The sequence below is a fragment of the Brevibacillus jepli genome (genome assembly GCF_047229145.1).
Lineage (GTDB): Bacteria > Bacillota > Bacilli > Brevibacillales > Brevibacillaceae > Brevibacillus.
Genome location: NZ_JBFEFW010000022.1, coordinates 31,872 through 50,592, shown reverse-complemented (window position 1 = coordinate 50,592; position 18,721 = coordinate 31,872). Strand labels below are relative to the sequence as shown.

The window sequence follows — 18,721 nt, the reverse complement described above, 5'->3', positions numbered from 1 at the left end:
TTACGTTACGCCCTCTCATCAAAAGCAAGTGTTTTTACGACGACGGGAATAATCGTTCCCGAGATCGGCTCACCCAGATCGATGTAATCGCCGTATTCCACACGCACCTGATCGATACAAATGATTTCTGGTGCCCCTTTGCAACGCAACGCCAGGGCCTGCCCGAGAGCTTTTGCCATATCCGTTTCACAGATGACTACCATCGTCTGACTCTCGGGGAACGTACCCCGGTATTGATCAGACAGCTCCTGGGACAACGTCTGCAGCAGTGCATACGAGCAGTACCCGATGCCGGAGATCGCGAGCGCGAATGGTATCCCTGTTGTTTTCTCAAATAGACGCTCACCCAGTTGATAGATCGAACCCACTTCCTGGCGCAATCGTGCGGCGTCTGCCAATTGTTCCTCGGTAAGCTCCAGCTTGAGAATCGGAATGTTTTTGATCGGCAAAAGCTCCGGCTTGATATGCACGGTCGAACCGCTAATCTCCGTGCTCTGCATTCCCGCACCGATTACCGTTGCCCGTACCGTCTGATCCGGGTCTAGCCACTGTACCGGATACGTCCCTTTTTCTCGTTCCTGCTGCAGTACATATCCAAGTAGTGGTCCAAAATCGCCATATCGGCTCGCATCTGCGATAGTTCGCACGGGCGGTCCGCTCATGAGCTGACCTACACCGCCTGAGACGGTCAATTCGTCAACAGCGATGCCATCGCGCAAATGCGGTCCTAATACAAGCAAGCCTGATACCTGGCGTTCTTTTCCTGTCAAATAATCAAGCATGCTGCGAGCTAGCTGTTCGGCAACCTCTGTGAGCTGCGCGAATCCGATTTCCTCGCCGACTTGAATACGCAATCCTTTTGCCGACAGCCATTGTTGAATGTTCGGCGACACGTATTGAACAACACCCTGCGGACTGAGACGAATCAGCCTTCCGCCGACGTGGAACGTAACAGTCGCAATCGCGCGGCCACGTTGGAAGTAGGCTGCATTCGCCGTCCCTCCGCCAATATCGACGTTGACGATTACACCTTGCATGGCTTGCGAACGTTTTTCCGCGCCCGCACCCTTGCCCGCCAGCACGCCTTCGAGGTCAGCACCTGCTGTCGCTACCACGAAATCCCCGGAACGTTCAGCCAGCAGATGAACGATATGCTGCGCGTTCTTTTTGCTTGCGGTTTCTCCGGTAATGATGACCGCCCCGGACTTGATTTGAGACAGGCTGACTTGTGCCTTGTCGTACTCCGCTGCGAGAATCGCTCTGATTCCTTCTGCGTCGATTTCATCAAACCCGATCAGCGGTGTGGAATGTACTTCGCTCGCATACAGCAATTGTCGCTCCACGATCTGATAACGCGGCAGCGAAAACGTGCTGGACATACGACCCAATCGCAATCGGCTTACGATCATTTTGGTTGTGCTTGTTCCCACATCGATTCCGACGCTTTGGATCCATTGTTCATCCATATGAACCTCCTTGAACCATTGGCGTGCCAGACGGGCCCTACGAAAAAACGCCTGAACAGCCGGATTCTTGCTTCCGGTCTGATTCAAGCGCCTTTGCTCTTCGTTCGTATCTACTTGTCACTGCTTTTTATGATAACGTCAGTACTAGCCTTGCGTAAAAATGGCCTGCTCGCCCGACAGAATCTCTTCTGCCAGCTTCACAAGCGGCATGCGCCGTTGCATGCTTACTTGCTGCATCCATTTGTATGCCGCATCCTCTTCCAAGGATAGGGCACTCATCAGCTTTCCTTTTGCCTTTTCCACTGCTTTGCGATCCTCGATCTTTTGCTTCAGATCGTTTATATCCTTCTTCAACGAAACGACTTTTTCCTTTTGGCTGAGGGCGATTTCCACTGCGGGAATCAAGTCATCCTCCGACACCGGCTTTACCAAGTAAGCCGTCACACCCGCTTTTCTGGCATCCTGGACGAGTTCCTTTTGGCTATACGCCGTCAAGAGAAGGATGGAACTGTCTGAAAAGGAACGAATGATGCTGCTTGCCTTAATCCCATTCAAGACAGGCATTTTCACATCCATGATGATCAGATCGGGCTTGTGACGATGGGCGAGTTCGACTGCCTCTTCTCCGTTTTTCGCCTCGGCAACCACTAAATACCCTTCATTTTCGAGCATCTCGCGCAAATCCATGCGAATAATCGGCTCGTCATCAACCACCATAATCTTCGGCTGTGTCATCTTCATCCTCCTTTTGGATCGGATAGAGAATGGTAACCTCTGTTCCGTTCCCAGTGTTGCGGAAATGCATGGTGCCTTCGAGGTCTTCCCTGACCAGCGTATCGACAATCTTCAAGCCGAGATGGCCTTTTTTGTGGATCTGCTCCATGTCCTCGATACCTACCCCGTCATCCGTCACAGACAGACTTACGAAGTCTTCCTTGGAAACGAGTGCAATGGAGATTTTCCCTTCGTGCTGCTCATGAAACCCATGAATCATGCAATTTTGAATCAGCTCGGTGACGATCAAGGCAAATGATGTTGCTTTATTAGACGGCAGATATACCGACTCACCTGTCACCACTACGTGTATAGCTTGCTCAGAACGTCTCATCGAAGAGACGATTATTTTCGATATTTTGGTTAAAATCTCTTTGAAATCAATCTGCTCCAGACCATCCTGTGCCAAATATTCGTGAATAATGGCGATGCTGTTGATGCGATTGATGCTTTCCCGGTATACCTTTTCAATCTCGTCAGACTGCGAACGCCGCATTTGCAGGCGCAACAGGCTGGAGATGGTCTGCAAATTGTTTTTGACCCGGTGGTGAATCTCTTTGATCACCGCGGATTTGATCATCAATTGCTTTTCTTTTTCACGAATGTCCGAGATATCTCGCAGGAGAATGAATCCTCCAATGATGTCTTGCTTGCGGACGGACGAAACCGCTTTCATCATGATAAAATGCTTACCTTTTGACAGCTCCTCCTGAATATAACCCCCGTTGCGCACAAAATTTTCCGGGGTAACTCTCCAGGAGAAAATACGTTCGATGCTCTCTCCTTTTTCCGGCCGTTCAAAGCCAATCAAGGAAAGCAGCTTGTGGGCACGACCATTGGCGTACGTGATAACCCCACTTTGATCAAACAAAATCATGCCCTCGTGCAACAGCGACGAAATGGGCAGATCAGGCACAGCGAACTGGATGAGCGTCTCACTTAAATGCTCCGTTGTTTCCTTGAGCATTTCGACGTTCTTTTCCTGTTCCACTTGCTTGGAAATATCTTGTTCAGTTATCAATGTCCCGATTGTTTTTCCAGCCGCATTCGTGATTGGCACGACGCTTTGTCGCATCACGACCTGCTCTTGTGAAACACCACGTGAACCGATGACGGGCTTGCCTGTTGTCAGGCAATACATCACGGCCGGCTCATTAATCGCCGTCGCCAGATGCCCTACGACAGATCCACTGTACATGGAGCGTGCCGTACTCGGTGCAGCTTGTGCTACTACCATCGCAGCGCTTCGATCTACCGTTGGACAGTCAATAAACATGTCTGCCTGCGACAGATCAGCAAAAATCTGTAGCTTGGAAGCCAGATCCTCCACAATCCGAATGTCGTCATCACTCAACGTCGTGGACGCTTTGCACACTTCTCGTATTGATTGCATGTGAACCTCTTTTCACCTGCTAGGAGTTAATATGCCCTCATTTTCTCACAGACGCTCTACGGCGGAAAGAGGTTTAATACTGGTTAAACGGGTTTACTCGCTGACAATTTCTTGCAAATACGCTCGCAATTCTGGCACTCCTTCACTGGTAAGGGAGGAGGTCCGGAAAATTCTCGCATCGCCGAGTGATTGGCGCAAGTATTCTTCTGCCCTCTCCACATTCGCGTCAGGATGATCCGTTTTGGTAATAACCCCTATACACGATTGCGGAAACCCTTGTGAAAAGCCAGGAGGGAAATAATTCCGATCCCGCGTAGCATCCTGCACCATCATGACGATGGTCGCCTCAAGGGAAGTAGCCATAAGCGTGCGATAAAACATCGGGTTTTCGCTATATTCACCTGGAGTGTCAATCACCCAGTCTCGATATTCGAGCGCCTGTGTCTTCCTGGCAGGCTGTTCGTCATTGAACAGCGCCCGCACCAGAGAAGACTTACCTGCTTCGATTGCACCGATAATCATTACACGACCGGTCATGATTTCGTCACCAGCGCCGGTGTAAACCGCAGTTTTTCGCTCAACACCTGATTGACCGCGTCTACTGCCATCTCAACAGCAGATACATCTCCTACGACAATCAGTGATCCTGTGAAACGATCGAGAAACCCAAGCTCGACACCTGCTGCCTTTGTCGCAATATCTGCGGCAATAATGGCTGTTTCTGTAGGCGTCAAAGTCAAAATGCCGATGGCACCAGCCTCTTTAATACCTAGCTTGGTATAGAGCATTGGGTCAGGGTTGGCGATCACATGAGCCAACGTGACCTGTTTCCCTGGTACGAATTCCTGTATGACTCGTGAACGTTCCTGTTCCATTCCTATTCCTCTCTTCCTGCGGCACCCGGCACCTCAAACGAATCCACAATGCCTACGATAATCGCATCGATCGGCACACTGGTGCCGGAGAAAAGGATTCGGGCAGGCGTCCCACGAGAGACGATAACCTGCTCTCCGATTCCCGCGCCAATTCTGTCCGCCGCGATAACGGTTTGTCCGCCTTCTTCGCCACGCCAGTCAACCGGCTGAACCACCATGAGCTTGAGATTTTCCATACCTGCTTCTTTTTGAGTGGCCCAGACGCTGCCGATCACTTTTCCCAAAAACATGCGATCACCCTTTTCCTAAATAGCTGACCGTAATGCCGCGCTCTCTCATGCTGTCATAAGCAAGTGGAGAAACGATTGCTCCTTTTTTCACGATCAATGTCGTGTCGCGAAGCTCAGGCTGAGATCTGATCCAATCCGCTGTCAACAGCTTCCCGGAAAAGACTGCTTCTTCCTCATCCAATGGTGTCAGGGTCGGTTGTTCAGGCTTGGTCGTCTCTACTTTTTGCAGTTGTGACTTCAGCTTGGAAACCACTCGATCCGCCAGACGACGTTGTTCTACAAACTCCACACCCAGCTCTTTCATGCTCTCAACGTGACGGTTGAACAGCTTTTCATAAGCAGGTGTCAGCGTCAATGTTTGCAGGGTACGACGGTCTGCGCGCTTGATCCCTGGCACATCGGAGCCAGCGATGACGAATTTGCCCATCACCAATGCGGAAAAGACGATTTCTGCTTTGATCGTTCCTTTTAGACCGGAAGCAATTCTTGCTGCATTATCCAAATCGATTTCAGGAATCACGATACCGACGTAATCTTTCGGCACTTCCAACGGGACAGGAGCGTACTCATCCGCAGTTAGGATTTTGCCTGCTCCCCCACATTCGATCTTGTGCATTCCCAACCAAGAAGAAGTTTCTCCGTCCAGGAAGAGAATGTCATGGCAGATCCCGTGGTTTTTCAGTTGGATAAAATGATCCTGATACGCCTCATGAGCCTGGCTGTCGCAAAAGACGTACAGGACACGAGGCGCTTCGCTTTTCTTTTCTGTATTCATCGATTGCAAAATTTCTTTTGTAATCGACGCCACCATTTCTCTGATGTCCATCAAGCTCAACCTCCGTTAGCCGGAGTAAAATTGCCCGTTCTTGCCGATCACTTTTACCCGGTCGCCCGTTTTCAAATTAGCGGCATTTCCTTCATCCGTATCCACGTGGAAATCAAGTGCAAACTGCGGATGTACACGAACGACTACATCTGGATAGATGATAGGACGATCGCTTTGTGTCGCCAGGATCAGCGTATCGCCATCCTTCACTTGATATTGCTCGGCATCTGCTGGAGACATATGAACGTGGCTCTTCGCTACGATTACGCCTTTGTCCATCACGACTGTCCCTTTTGCCGTAACAAGTACCATCCCTGGTGTTCCTTCAATATCTCCAGACATACGCACAGGTGCTTGAACACCTACTGCAAAGCCGTCTGTTCTGGAAATTTCCACTTGTGTCGCGCCACGAGCTGGTCCCAAAACACGAACTCCGTGGATGCTGCCTTTTGGTCCTACGATGGTGACTGTTTCCTGGCAAGCAAACTGGCCCGGTTGCGACAAATCACGCATTGGCGTCAATTGATGTCCAGCTCCGAAAAGCTTCTCGACATCTGCTTGCGACAAATGAATGTGACGGTTAGATACGCCCAAAGGAATTTCACGCACTGCCTCGGCAGCTTGATTGGTGGAAGGCTGCTGGTTCTGATCAACTTGTTTCACTTGAATCCCTCTTCCTTTCAAGAAATCTGCCGCTGCTGGTGTTATTTTATCCCCTTTCTCAACGAGAAAGGGGTTTGGAATACCTGACTTATGCATGGCTCTCAAGGATGCTTCTGTAATCACTGCCATAGGGATTTATTACCCTTCGAGTTTAGGCAGGATCAGTTCAATGTCTCCATGAGGGCGTGGGATAACGTGGATAGATACGAGCTCTCCTACTTTTTCAGCAGCAGCGGCACCTGCGTCTGTGGAAGCTTTTACTGCACCTACGTCACCACGTACCATAACAGTTACGAGACCGCCACCTACGTGTACTTTACCAATCAGTTTTACGTTTGCTGCTTTTACCATTGCATCAGCAGCTTCAACTGCTCCTACCAAACCTTTTGTTTCTACCATTCCCAATGCGGACATTTCTCCAGCCATTTTCATTTCCTCCTTAATTATATCTCCAAAATTTTAGTGTTTTACGACTCTAAGTCGTCATTTCTGTTAACACGGATTTGATAATGTTTTTGATCTCATCGCGGCTCAATCCAACATTCATGGAAGAGACAGCCTGTAGTACAGCTTCTTCCGCTTGCGTAGATGGAGCAGCCTGAACTGGTGTTGATTGTGGCATTTCTTTGATACCAAATGCAACACGCTTGATGTTGAACATGTGCTTCGCACCGATGTTATCGGAAGTGATGTTGCCCCCATGGGAACCGCATCCAAGCGTAAACGCTGGTTGTACGCCAGTCGTTGCACCAATTCCCCCGAAGGTCGTTCCAGTATTTACTGGAATTCTGGATGCTGGCATTGCTTGACCATACGCTGCGATGACATTGTCATCCTGAGCGTGAATACCCGCCGTATGTCCAAGTCCGCCGTGATCCAGCAATTCGCGGCAACGAGCAAACGCTTCGTTGTCACCTTGAACCGTGTAGAGAGCGAGAATCGGCGCCAGTTTTTCCACTGACATCGGGTACGCTTTACCTACATTGTTCTCCTCCGCAACCAGGACACGCGTATCAGCAGGGATGGTAATACCCGCCATTTGAGCGATCACATGCGGAGAGCGGCCAACGATTTTCGCGTTCAGTGAGCCGTTTACCATGACGATTGCCCCTACTTTTTCCTTCTCTTGCTCGTTCAGGAAGTAGGCGCCTTCACGCTTCAGGGCAGCAATCAATTGGTGTTTCATGGATTCCTCCACTACCAATGCTTGCTCAGAAGCGCAGATCGTACCGTAGTCAAACGTTTTGCTCTGCACGATGCGTCTTGCAGCAGCAGCAAAATCAGCACTGTGGTGGACGTAGACCGGAACGTTACCAGGTCCAACGCCGTACGCAGGTTTACCGGAGCTGTATGCTGCGCGTACCATCGGCGTTCCGCCAGTCGCGAGAATCAGATTGGTCAGCTTGTGCTTCATCAGCTCATTTGTCCCTGGAAGCGTAGGCTTCGTAACGCAATGGATCAAGCCTTCTGGTGCTCCAGCCGCTACTGCCGCCTGTGCCATCAGTCGCGCTGCTTCTAGCGTGCATTTGGCTGCCGACGGATGCGGGCTGAAGACAATCGCATTTCTCGCCTTGAGGGAGACCATCGATTTATAGATAACCGTGGACGTCGGATTAGTGGAAGGCACGACCCCAGCCACGATACCGTATGGCTGCGCCACTTCCCATACCTTGTTCTCTTCGTCCTTACGGATGATGCCAACCGTTTTTACATCTTTCACAGATGCGTACACATCTTGAGCAGCAAACAGGTTTTTCATCCGTTTGTCAGGGACGTTACCAAAGCCTGTTTCTTCTACAGCCATTGCTGCCAGTCGATCAGCATTCTCCACGCCCGCTTTGGACATGGCTTCGATGATTCTGTCGACTTGCTCTTGGCTGTAAGTAGCGAACTTGGCTTGTGCTTCCTTCGCTTGTGCGAGGTAGGTACGCACTTCTTGTATGGAGTACAGATCAGCGTCGAGTGTCATTAGGCTTTGTCACCTCCGCCTTGCTTCTCTTCCAGCAAGCGGATGAGATCTTCTTTTTTCGCTGTGTTGATCTCATTCGTTGTGAGTGGGAAGTCGGCGTAGGAACGCGCCATTTTACGCAGGTCATTGATGGACTGATCTTGCAATCCGGACGCTTGCGCTGGTGCCGACTCTGACTTCGGCTCTTCCTTCACTTCTGGTTTCAGCAGGTTTTTAATCATTCTTGGTACATTTTCGTCAGGACGTGGAATTACGTGTGAGTGCAGCAATCTTCCGACACGTCTCGCAGCTTCAGCACCAGCATCTACTGCTGACTGTACGGAGGAGACATCTCCGATTACATACACGGTAACGATCCCTGCGTCCGCTCCTTCATAAGAGACGACTTTCACGTCTGCAGCCTTGGCAGCAGCGTCTGCGGCAGCGATGAGAGCAGGCAAGCCCAGTGTCTCGATCATGCCGAGTGAATATGTTGTAGCGCGCATTTACATTACCTCCCCTTCAAGAGGGAAAATCCCTATTATCGTTTGACAGGCTGTTGGGCGACACTTCTTACGGCATCGGCAAAAGCATCGGCGGCTGCCTTGCATGCCGACTGGCTGCCAGTGAGAAGCGCTCCCCCAAAGTTCGTTTCAGTAGGAGGACCAAAAAACTGCATCATTTGTACATCTGCTGCCTTGAGAGCAGCATCGATACCATAAATGGCCTCCAGCGGCGGAGCGATCAAGTAGGCAAGCGGTTCACCTTCCCTGATTCCGGCCAGTTGGGACAAGTAGCTTCCCGTCCGCGACACAACATGGGCGTAATACGCATGCGTCCCTTCATCATTCAAAGAGTAAAAGCATGCTCCGCTCTCCATAAATGCAACGGCTGCATCCAGTCCGCTCTGCACCTCCGATGGCGTCGCGCCTCCGATCATCCCGATGAACTCGCCGGACAATGGTCCAGACGCATGGCCTGAGCCTGCATAAAACGACTTGGCATACACAACTTCTACCGCTGCCTTTTTGGTCGCTTCATCAATGGCCGTATACCCCACATCGTCAATCGTTGAGGTCAAGAGCCCTAGACTGCGGATATGAGAAGGCAGGTTCAGCTTCTCCGCAAATTGAGGATCGACATTGGGAATCAGTCGGATCGCAAGCGGCGTCGCTCGAATTGGTTTTTCCATGCGTGTCACTCCTTTCAGACAACTTCCCATCAAAAGCAAAAAAAGGTACCTAGACACGAAAGAACATGCTTCGTGTTCAAGGGCACCTTTGCCTTTTGATTATTCACTTGTTTGGGACAAGATACACGCTATTTTCGTGTTCTTATACCTGTCTCTAATGTAGAACAAGGCAAGGAAAAATGCAAGCGTTTTCGGCATTCCGTCACTTTTCCATATTCCGGTCATATTGCGGACACACGCCCCGATTATCTTTGTGTTGTAGCCGAGACGGGCAAGCCCGCAAACAAGGCTCACCACAATCTACTGATCCCTAAGGAGGAATTTTACGATGAAAAAGAAAATGACAATGGCAGTAATGGCTCTGGCAGTATCCGCAATGGCAGGTTCCGCGTTTGCGGCAAGTGAACCAGCGAAAACGCCAGGTACTGTCGTACCACTTCAGGTGGTTAACATCGATGGCGCTCAAACGATGGCAAAACCGGCTATCAATCTGGTGGAACTGGCAAAAGAAAAAGGCATCTCCGTGGAAGAACTGATCGAACAGATGAAAAAAGAAGGAAAGATCAAGGAGGCTACTACTGTTTCCTTCAAGTTTGATGCAAACGGCAAGCAGCTCGTCACCATGCAAAACGCAATCAGTCTGGAGCAAATGGCAAAAGAGAAAGGCATCAGCGTAGAAGCGTTGATCAAACAACTCGAAAAAGAAGGGAAGATTACAAAAGCTACGAAAATCTCAGTACCTGCCATCAAAAAATAAACGTAGCCTTTCAAACCTACACAAAACCTCTGACAGGAAACTGCCAGAGGTTTTGTTATGCCCTTCGCCATTTAACGGACACATAGCTCCATTATGCTAAACAAATGAAACAAGTGCGTTTTTTTACAAATGATGTCAATCGAAATGATGTCCATCCTTGCTATGATAGGAACATATTGATTTGAGATAGCTTTGAGGTGATGCTTCGTGAAACGAATTCTACTCATAGAGGATGAAATACCGATTGCGCGTCTTGTCAGCGTCTACCTGGAACGGGCGGGCTACGAAGTAAAGTGGAATGAGGGTGACCACGAAGCGATCCCTACCTTCTTCTCCTGGAAGCCCGATCTTGTCCTGCTTGACTTGACGCTGCCCGATCACGACGGTCTGGACATCCTCAATCAGATTCGCCAATACGGCAGCTGCCCGGTCATTATTATCACAGCGCGCGGAACTGTGCCTGACAAGCTCCAAGGACTGGCCCAAGGTGCAGATGACTACATCGCCAAGCCTTTTGATCCAGAAGAAGTGCTTGCCCGTGTCCAAGCTGTGCTCCGCCGTTCCTCTTATCTCGCGGAAGCAGATACGATCAGACTCGGAACTCTTTCGATAGATGTTACAGCTCAGAATGCGTTGATCGGGAAAGCTCCCATTTCCTTAATGCCAAGGGACTGGCAGCTGCTTGTTTTCCTGGCACGGCATCCGAACCAACGCTTTAGTCGTGATCAATTGCTAGATCAGGTGTGGGGCATGGATTTTGAAGGAGGGGATCGTTCCGTGGATACCGCTGTGAAGCGCTTGCGCAAAAGCTTGCAGCCTTGGCCGACTTCCGAAGGGGAGATTAGCACGATCAGAGGAATGGGGTACAGCCTGCGTGTTTACTAAACGATCTACTTCTACTAGAGCTGCCGTGCCGCTCTTGCGTTACTGGACGTGGCGCTATGCCTTGATTTTGTCAGTGATCCTTCTTGGCATCGGATTTTTTGGCATCTATTGGATTAACAAAGCGGCTACGGAACAGCAGTTTCAAGTGTTGGAAGCCAGAACGGAAATGCTCGCTGACTCGTATTCCAAGGTGTTGCTGACCAAGAATGCCGCGGCTTCTCCTGAGACAAAAGAAGCTGTGGCGGAAGTAACCTCTACGATTACGAAACTCGCCACTACAGCTGTTACTGGCCCTACGTCCGCTATTATTTCTGAAAACACTACGCCCGCAGCCGCTACCACAACGATCGCGCTCAGAGTCATGCCAGCCGTTCCGGCCGATCACGTCGTTCAAATATACGATGACGCTGACAAGACGTTTAAAAAAGAGCAGTTGGGTAAGACTGCTGCTACCATCATCAAATTACCCACCCCCATCCAGCCCGTGGACAACACAAAGGAAACACGTGAGGTTATCGCTACAAAGGGAGCTACCTGGTTGCGGGTAGGTGTGCCCTACTACGAAAACAATGCCGTCGCCGGCACTTATTATGTGAGCACGCCGCTTAATGATGACTTGGTCCAGACCTATATCACGATCATGGTTTCCATCGGCGTCATTACCTTATGCGGTTGGGCGATCGTCTATGTGTTGTCCAGGTCACTGACACTACCCCTGCGCCAGTTGGCAATGGCGGCAGAACAAATATCCACCGGGAACTACACGCCCTCATTGCCCGATTCTTCCCAAATTAAAGAAGCGGAAATCAGTCAGCTGATTCATTCCTTTGACGAAATGGCGAAACGGCTTGGACAGCTGGAGCGGATGCGCACCGACCTTTTGGCTGGGGTGTCCCATGAGCTGCGTACTCCTGTCACTTCGATCCGCGGGATGATTCAAGCGGTCAAAGACGGCGTAGTGAAAGGTGCCGATGCGGATGAATTCATGCAAATAAGCATGGACGAAGCTAAGCGACTTCAGACAATGGTCAATGACCTCCTTGATTTTTCGTCAATGGAAGCAGGAGAAGTATTTGTCGAGAAACAACCTGTTCAGATTGCCAGCACATTGGATCAGATAACTGCACAGGTGCAAGCCTTGCCCTCCTTTGCCGATGTATCTGTGACAGTTAATCCGACTAGAGCTGAAATCGTATGGATCGGCGATGAATCACATGTCAAACAAATTTTGTTCAATTTATTGGGGAATAGTGCTGCCGCAAGCGCAACCCAAATAAAGATCGACGTCCATAACCAAAGTGACTTCCTCTCCATCGATGTCACCGACAACGGAAAAGGAATTGCTGAGTCAGAGGTTCCTTTCATTTTCGAACGGTACTATCGCGGAGATAGCAAACGCAAAAAGAAGCAAGGCCTGGGTCTGGGCCTGACGATCTCCCGCCTTTTAGCAAAAGCACACGGCGGCAATGTAGAGTTGCTTCAGACATCTCCAGAAGGAACAACCTTTCGTCTAACACTCGCCCATTCAGATTCATCAACATGATATGAACAAGGGAAGCGGCACGTATCAACTGTGCCGCTTCCTCTTTTTACGTATAGGCTCCCTCCGGCACATGTGTGCGTATGAGATCCATGAAAATGTCTAATGCTTTGGTATGAAACTCGTTTGATTTCGTTACAAGGGAAAAATCACGGGTAACAGGCATCCCCGCTACCTTCAGTGTACAGAGTGTACCTAGCTTGCGTTCTTTGCGGATGGCCCAATAGGACAGCAGGCTGATCCCCAATCCAGCCTCCACAGATTCCTTGATCACCTGCGTACTACCGAATTCCATTCGCTTTTGCGGTGTGAATTGCAGCTGACGAAACATTTTTTCAGCTGCTTCTCTCGTACCTGAGCCTTCTTCCCGCACAATCCATGTTTCCTTCATCAACTCTTCAGTGCTGACCTCGGTTTGCCCTGCCAAACGATGCTTGGGTGAAGCAATTAAATACATACGATCATCGGCAAACGGCTCCACGCACATTTTCTCGTCCACATACTCCCCTTCGACAATACCGACATCGAGCTGGCGCTTGGCCACCAGATCAGCGATGACTGTAGAATTGTGGATCGTAATCGTGGGGGTAATTAACGGGTAATGCTGACGAAGACGTGCTATGACATGAGGCAGTACATACTCTCCGTATGTGTAGCTGGCACCTATGGTCAGATGTCCGCTCGGCGTATTCATCAAATCATCCACGAGGTTCTGCATCCGCGTGTACAAGCCCAAAATCTCACGGGCGTGATGATAGACGACCTCCCCTGCTTTATTCAAGCGAACATATTTATTGCTTCGCTCCAAGAGCTTTGTCCCCACTGAACGCTCCAGAGCATGCACATACTGACTAACGGCAGGTTGTGTCATGTGAAGCTCTTCTGCTGCTCGGGAAAAGTTCTGTCTGTCTGCGACGGTTACGAACACAAGCAAATGCTGATCCAACTACCTTCACCCTCCTGTCCTCTACCAGCTATATCAAATTACTTATGATGACTATCGTAATGATTTATTTTTCTTATTATAACAGTTACCTTATGCTGAGTTTGTAAAACTTTTCGAGGAGTGATGGCAATGGCAACCCCGTTTAACAGCAGCACGCCATTGAGTAGTAACAGCAATGCCAACGTACAGCAAGTAAAAAACAGTGAAAGCAACCCCGCATCCTTCTCGCTGTGGATAGGCGGAATCGCTTTTACTTTTTTCATCGCCCTGACAGGCTACGGCTTATCAATAGTACCTGGCTTCCAAAAAGTAGGCCCCCTAGCCTGTTCGATCCTGATCGCAGTCGCGTACCGTCATTTTCGTGGATATCCGGAAGCATTGCGATCAGGGATTCAGTTTTCTGCCAAACGTTTATTGCGTCTCGCTATCATTTTGTACGGTCTCAAGCTCAATATGGATGTTGTTTTGACGCAAGGCCTTGGGCTTCTCGCTTATGATGCTGGCGTGATTATCTTTGCCATCGTCGTTACGATGCTGTTAGCCAAGTGGCTGAAAGCAGACCCTTCCCTCTCCCTCATGCTCGGAGTCGGTACAGGTGTATGTGGAGCTGCAGCGATTGCAGCCGTTTCTCCCATTGTTGCTGCCAAGGATGAAGATACTGCCATCGGGGTAGGAATTATCGCGCTCGTCGGGACTTTATTTGCCATTTGCTACACGATCTTGCGTCCATTCCTCCCCCTGTCGGCGATCGAATACGGCATGTGGTCCGGCATTAGCCTGCACGAGATTGCTCATGTCGCGCTTGCTGCTGCTCCAGCGGGTCAAGATGGGCTAGCAATTGCGCTGCTGGCAAAATTAGGGCGTGTACTTCTGTTGGTCCCCCTCTGTTTTATCCTGATGTTCTGGATGAAACGCACCGGAAAACTACAACGCGACACCAAAATCGAATTTCCTTGGTTTTTGATCGGGTTTCTCGCCATGAGCGTTTTTGGAAGCTACGTTCTCGGCACAGCCATTCCTGTCTCAGATTCGTTTCATAATGGTGTAGCCAATGTCACAACCTTCGTCCTCACTATGGCCATGGTCGGACTCGGCCTCAACGTCAATCTGCGTGCACTGCGGACAAAAGCTGCACGCCCGCTGATTGCCATGAGTATTACCTCTATTCTTTTGTCTGTGCTATCCTTCGCTTTGGTTTTGGTGTAAAAACACTGTGGATAACTCAACCTATGTTTACTCATTCGCCGATCTCCTGAGGATCGGCGATGTTTTTTGTGGATAAGGACAAAGTTTATCCCCATATGTTGATAAAGATGTGTACATCTCAGCCCGGGGGGATCTATATGTCGAGAAATCGCTTGGGAAAACAGCCGAATATCTTACTGATCATTGTGGATCAGGAGCGATACCCTCCCGTGTATGAGGACGCTGCAGTCCGTGCATGGAGCCAAAAAAATCTCCACGCCTCACGTCAGATCCGTTGGAAACACATAATCTTGCGTCTCCACTCTACATGACTCCCCATACTGAACGTGTTCGACTAAAAATGGAGCTACTCCTGAAAGAACAACGAACAAAAAAGCGGCAGACTCCTTTCTAACAAAAAAAGAAAAAACCCTCTTCTGGTAAGAGAGGGTTTGCCTTCACACTGCTATTCTTGTTCCATCAATGCCTTTTCCAAGGCGACAATCGCTTGGTTTTCATCGGGACCATCGACAATCAGCGTAATTTCCGAACCTTTTCCGATAGCTGCTGCCATGATACCCATTATGCTCTTGGCGTTCACGACCTTCTCGTTTTTGACGATTTTGATTTCGCTTGAAAAAGACGTCGCGACCTTTACGAAATTGGCAGCGGGTCTGGCATGCAAGCCATGCGCAAGCTGTACAACAACTTTCTTTTCCACCATGTGCAGTACCTCCTTACAAATTCTTTTCGCAAGTATCTACTTCACATATGCTTTACTTGCTCAAATGTGCTTATCGGTTAAGCAGGTAAATAACCGCCAGGGCAAACCCCTGACGGTCCGTTATAACTGTCTTCCAACGATTATAAGTTCTCTCTTTCTACTTTCAATACCTTTCCCGTTTGAGCATGAACCTCTACCTCGAACACCTGATTCTGATCGGTAAGAATGATTACTTCATATACGAGAACACCATTTTCAGTTTCAAGCTCTACGTGTACAACTCGCCCTTTCACTTGAAGCAAGGCAATTTGTTTGGCTTGCTCCTCTGTAATTTGTGTCTGCTGTACCGGATGTCCAGACTGTACTTGCCCATGTGCATGTAGTGGCAATGAAAATGCTAACGTAATGGCCCCTACACTCATCCAAGTCCAAACGGCTTTTTTATTTATGATAGTGTCACCCCTCGATATCAACATAGCTTGTTAAGTGTAGTTTGTCACAACCACGCCAAACTATGCGATAGCATGCTACAAAACAAAGACCGATGCACACCTTGTCGCATCGGCCTTTGTTTTGTATTAGCGTTGTTTGTTGTACGGTCTTCCGCTGGATTCCTGATTACGCGGCGGACGAGATTCGCCACTGCGCGGACGGGAATCACCGCTACGTGGAGGACGAGAATCGCCGCTGCGAGGACGGTACTCTCCACTGCGTGGACGGGAAGGACGCTTGCCACCATAACCGGAACCAGAGCCGAAGCCACCTTTTCCTTTTGGAGGGAGCTTTTTCTTACCTACACGGAGAGGAGCCTCTTCTGTCAGGCGAACAGGAGTCATATCTGGCTCTTTGGTCAACAGCTTGAGTGCTGCGGATACGAGTGTTACAGAATCGACATCCTCAAGCAATTGCTCTGCCAGCGTTTTATAAGCAGACAGATCGTCTCTTCCAGATGCTTCGAGAATTTTGTCTACTGTCATCTTTTGTTGACCTTCCAGTGCTTCGGCCATTGTAGGAACAGCATGACGCTCCATGCGACGCTTGGTAGTACGCTCAATCAGACGCAGATGGTCGATTTCACGGGAAGTCACAAACGTAATTGCCAGACCAGTTTTACCAGCACGTCCCGTTCTTCCGATACGGTGAACGTAGCTCTCGGAGTCTTGTGGAATGTCAAAGTTAAATACATGAGTTACACCGCTGATGTCCAGACCGCGAGCTGCAACGTCAGTCGCTACCAGTACTTCAATCGTACCTTCCTTGAACTTGCGCAGTACGCTATCGCGCTTCGCTTGGTTCAGGTCGCCGTGGATACCTTCTGCGCCATAACCGCGCTTGGTCAGCGCTTCGGACAGCTCATCTACTCTGCGCTTCGTTCTACCGAAAATAATAGCCAGCTCAGGAGAATGGATATCCAGCAAACGGCAGAGTACATCGAACTTCTGCTTCTCAGCCACTTCCATATATTGCTGTTCGATGTTTGGCACCGTTACTTCTTTTGCTTTGACTTGAATGATGGTTGGTTCGTTCATGAACTGCTGCGCGATTTCTTGGATCGCTCTCGGCATGGTCGCAGAGAACAGCAGTGTTTGACGATTTTCTGGAACCTCTTTCAAGATTTCCTTGATGTCGTCGATGAAGCCCATGTTCAGCATTTCATCCGCTTCGTCCAAAACAACAACTTCAATCGCATCCAGACGAATCGTTTTTCTTCTCATGTGGTCCATGAAACGACCAGGTGTTGCAACGATGATTTGCGGGCGTTTTTTCAACGCTTTGATTTGACGTGTGATGTCTTGGCCACCGTAGATTGGCAGAGCAGAGATGTTTTTAAATTGGGCAATTTTATTAATCTCTTCTGCAACCTGAACAGCCAGCTCACGAGTAGGAGTCAATACAACCCCTTGAATGTTTCCGCTTGTTTCATCCATGCGTTCAATCAATGGAATACCGAATGCAGCAGTTTTACCAGTACCTGTTTGCGCTTGACCGATCAGGTCGCGTCCTTGCAATGCTACAGGAACCGTTTGATCCTGAATCGCTGTAGCCTCTTCGAAGCCCATATTGCTCAAAGCTCTAACGATGGAGTGATGTAAGCCAAAATCATGAAAAGTCGCCAATGAATGTCAGTCTCCTTTATCAATACCTTCTTCTATAAAATTCTCAAAAAAAAGGGCACTATTCCTTACGATCCGGAACATGCCCTTTTATCCCCGATTGTACAAACGCACCCTAAAGAACATAGCTGTAATCGTACCATGCAATGGCTGAAAAAGCAAACTGCATATATACCCAAATTACCCGATTTTGTGCTGATTCAGTCAGAAAAAATAAGAAAGCAGCCCAGGATCGGGCTGCTTGTCTGTCATGGAATTATTTTACCCATTTGTTATAAAGCTCATCAAACATTCCTTGCAGTTTCATCTCGTCCATCCACAGATCCAGGTAGTTAGCAAAGATAGCGTCTCCGCGATGGATCATGTATGCTTTTTCACTCTTCGTGAACGGGTTGTCGGTCAGAGCTGGATACAGGCGAGGATCTGCTTTGGAATAAACGATCGCTTCCAGCGTATCTGTGATCATCACATCGTACTTTCCGCTCGCTACCAGACCAGGAATGTCGAGGTTGTTTTGTTCAACCGTCACGGTTGCTTTTGTCAGATGCTCACGAACGAATTTTTCGTTGGTGCCACCTGGATTCACACCAATGCGCACCTCTGGCTTGTTGATGTCTGCTACACTCTTGTACTTGTCCTTGTCTTCTTTGCGAATGAGTGGAGCTTTACCGAACTGAATGTAAGGATCGCTCATGTGCGCTTTTTTCTGGCGGTCTGTGTTGCGCGTTACGCCTCCGACTGCGATATCGAATTTATCAGCCAGCAGATCGTCCATCAGTGTCGGCCAAGAGGTTTGTACAAAACGAGCCTCTACTCCCAGGCTTTTAGCGAATTCTTTCATCGCATCGATATCGTAGCCTTCAAATTCGTTTGTCTTTGGATTCAGATATGTAAACGGTTTGTAGTCACCTGGCGTACCTACGAGGATGTAGCCTCTCGCAATGATTTCATCCAAACGGGACTCAAACTTCTTCGCTTCCTGTTTTTTAGCAGCTTCAGCAGCTACGGTTGGGACAGGCTTAACCGCCGTTGCGGCAAAAGCACCTGTTCCTCCTGTCAAAAGCATAGTAGCAGCGAGTGTGCTCGCCAAGATTGTCTTTGTCATTTTTTTCATTTTGGTTTCTCCTCCTGATATTCGGTAAT

21 protein-coding genes are annotated in these 18,721 nt (G+C 49.2%); 4 read left to right on the top strand and 17 right to left on the bottom strand.

All coding sequences use genetic code 11. From position 1 onward, the window contains the following. Positions 1-5: 5 nt before the first annotated feature. The 12 genes from AB1L17_RS21870 to eutL form a co-directional block, all read right to left on the bottom strand. Positions 6-1,466: an ethanolamine ammonia-lyase reactivating factor EutA gene (locus AB1L17_RS21870; RefSeq protein ID WP_412847235.1), complete on the bottom strand. Its 1,461-nt coding sequence runs from the start codon at positions 1,464-1,466 to the stop codon at positions 6-8. A gap of 144 nt (positions 1,467-1,610) precedes the next feature. Continuing rightward, positions 1,611-2,207, bottom strand: a complete 597-nt coding sequence (locus tag AB1L17_RS21865) for an ANTAR domain-containing response regulator (protein WP_486599052.1) — start codon at positions 2,205-2,207, stop codon at positions 1,611-1,613. After that, complete coding sequence (locus tag AB1L17_RS21860; RefSeq protein ID WP_412847233.1) at positions 2,173-3,633, bottom strand: sensor histidine kinase; 1,461 nt, start codon at positions 3,631-3,633, stop codon at positions 2,173-2,175. The genes AB1L17_RS21865 and AB1L17_RS21860 overlap by 35 nt, the downstream gene beginning before the upstream one ends. A 93-nt stretch (positions 3,634-3,726) precedes the next feature. Continuing rightward, complete coding sequence (locus AB1L17_RS21855; RefSeq protein WP_412847232.1) at positions 3,727-4,170, bottom strand: EutP/PduV family microcompartment system protein; 444 nt, start codon at positions 4,168-4,170, stop codon at positions 3,727-3,729. Continuing rightward, the gene (gene eutS, locus AB1L17_RS21850) at positions 4,167-4,508 is read right to left on the bottom strand and encodes an ethanolamine utilization microcompartment protein EutS (RefSeq protein ID WP_005827522.1); all 342 of its coding nucleotides are present in this window, start codon (positions 4,506-4,508) and stop codon (positions 4,167-4,169) included. Before eutS ends, AB1L17_RS21855 begins: the two co-directional genes overlap by 4 nt. Before the next feature lie 2 nt (positions 4,509-4,510). Further along, positions 4,511-4,798 (bottom strand): EutN/CcmL family microcompartment protein, encoded by a 288-nt coding sequence (locus AB1L17_RS21845; RefSeq protein ID WP_412847230.1) that lies wholly within the window; start codon positions 4,796-4,798, stop codon positions 4,511-4,513. A gap of 4 nt (positions 4,799-4,802) precedes the next feature. Then, positions 4,803-5,624: a hypothetical protein gene (locus AB1L17_RS21840; protein WP_412847229.1), complete on the bottom strand. Its 822-nt coding sequence runs from the start codon at positions 5,622-5,624 to the stop codon at positions 4,803-4,805. Between the two features lie 15 nt (positions 5,625-5,639). Beyond that, positions 5,640-6,416, bottom strand: a complete 777-nt coding sequence (gene pduL / locus AB1L17_RS21835) for a phosphate propanoyltransferase (protein ID WP_041749711.1) — start codon at positions 6,414-6,416, stop codon at positions 5,640-5,642. A gap of 9 nt (positions 6,417-6,425) precedes the next feature. Beyond that, positions 6,426-6,713, bottom strand: coding sequence for an ethanolamine utilization microcompartment protein EutM (gene eutM / locus AB1L17_RS21830; protein ID WP_007720104.1), 288 nt, complete (start codon positions 6,711-6,713; stop codon positions 6,426-6,428). A 49-nt stretch (positions 6,714-6,762) separates the two neighbouring features. Then, positions 6,763-8,256: an acetaldehyde dehydrogenase (acetylating) gene (locus tag AB1L17_RS21825; protein ID WP_412847226.1), complete on the bottom strand. Its 1,494-nt coding sequence runs from the start codon at positions 8,254-8,256 to the stop codon at positions 6,763-6,765. Further along, entirely contained in the window at positions 8,256-8,741 is a 486-nt protein-coding gene (locus tag AB1L17_RS21820) for a BMC domain-containing protein (protein ID WP_412847225.1), read from the bottom strand. Before AB1L17_RS21820 ends, AB1L17_RS21825 begins: the two co-directional genes overlap by 1 nt. Positions 8,742-8,776: 35 nt before the next feature. Beyond that, entirely contained in the window at positions 8,777-9,427 is a 651-nt protein-coding gene (gene eutL / locus AB1L17_RS21815) for an ethanolamine utilization microcompartment protein EutL (protein WP_412847224.1), read from the bottom strand. A 328-nt stretch (positions 9,428-9,755) separates the two neighbouring features. Between eutL and AB1L17_RS21810 the strand changes: the two genes are divergently transcribed. From AB1L17_RS21810 to AB1L17_RS21800, 3 genes are all read left to right on the top strand, one after another. After that, a complete protein-coding gene (locus AB1L17_RS21810; protein WP_412847223.1) occupies positions 9,756-10,184 on the top strand; it encodes a hypothetical protein in 429 nt (142 codons plus the stop codon). Between the two features lie 207 nt (positions 10,185-10,391). Then, positions 10,392-11,069 (top strand): response regulator transcription factor, encoded by a 678-nt coding sequence (locus AB1L17_RS21805; protein WP_412847222.1) that lies wholly within the window; start codon positions 10,392-10,394, stop codon positions 11,067-11,069. Beyond that, positions 11,059-12,612 (top strand): HAMP domain-containing sensor histidine kinase, encoded by a 1,554-nt coding sequence (locus AB1L17_RS21800; protein WP_412847221.1) that lies wholly within the window; start codon positions 11,059-11,061, stop codon positions 12,610-12,612. Before AB1L17_RS21805 ends, AB1L17_RS21800 begins: the two co-directional genes overlap by 11 nt. Before the next feature lie 46 nt (positions 12,613-12,658). On the opposite strand, the gene AB1L17_RS21795 is transcribed toward AB1L17_RS21800, so the two are convergent. After that, the gene (locus AB1L17_RS21795) at positions 12,659-13,555 is read right to left on the bottom strand and encodes a LysR family transcriptional regulator (RefSeq protein WP_412847220.1); all 897 of its coding nucleotides are present in this window, start codon (positions 13,553-13,555) and stop codon (positions 12,659-12,661) included. A gap of 129 nt (positions 13,556-13,684) precedes the next feature. On the opposite strand from AB1L17_RS21795, the gene AB1L17_RS21790 reads away from it, so the two are divergent. Next, entirely contained in the window at positions 13,685-14,761 is a 1,077-nt protein-coding gene (locus AB1L17_RS21790) for a YeiH family protein (protein ID WP_412847219.1), read from the top strand. A 445-nt stretch (positions 14,762-15,206) separates the two neighbouring features. On the opposite strand, the gene AB1L17_RS21785 is transcribed toward AB1L17_RS21790, so the two are convergent. From AB1L17_RS21785 to AB1L17_RS21770, 4 genes are all read right to left on the bottom strand, one after another. After that, positions 15,207-15,464 (bottom strand): HPr family phosphocarrier protein, encoded by a 258-nt coding sequence (locus tag AB1L17_RS21785; RefSeq protein WP_412847218.1) that lies wholly within the window; start codon positions 15,462-15,464, stop codon positions 15,207-15,209. Between the two features lie 140 nt (positions 15,465-15,604). Further along, positions 15,605-15,886: a PepSY domain-containing protein gene (locus AB1L17_RS21780; RefSeq protein ID WP_412847217.1), complete on the bottom strand. Its 282-nt coding sequence runs from the start codon at positions 15,884-15,886 to the stop codon at positions 15,605-15,607. Positions 15,887-16,042: 156 nt separating this feature from the next. Beyond that, positions 16,043-17,581 (bottom strand): degradosome RNA helicase CshA, encoded by a 1,539-nt coding sequence (gene cshA / locus AB1L17_RS21775; RefSeq protein WP_412847216.1) that lies wholly within the window; start codon positions 17,579-17,581, stop codon positions 16,043-16,045. Between the two features lie 253 nt (positions 17,582-17,834). Continuing rightward, positions 17,835-18,692, bottom strand: a complete 858-nt coding sequence (locus tag AB1L17_RS21770; RefSeq protein WP_412847215.1) for a transporter substrate-binding domain-containing protein — start codon at positions 18,690-18,692, stop codon at positions 17,835-17,837. Between the last annotated feature and the right edge of the window lie 29 nt (positions 18,693-18,721).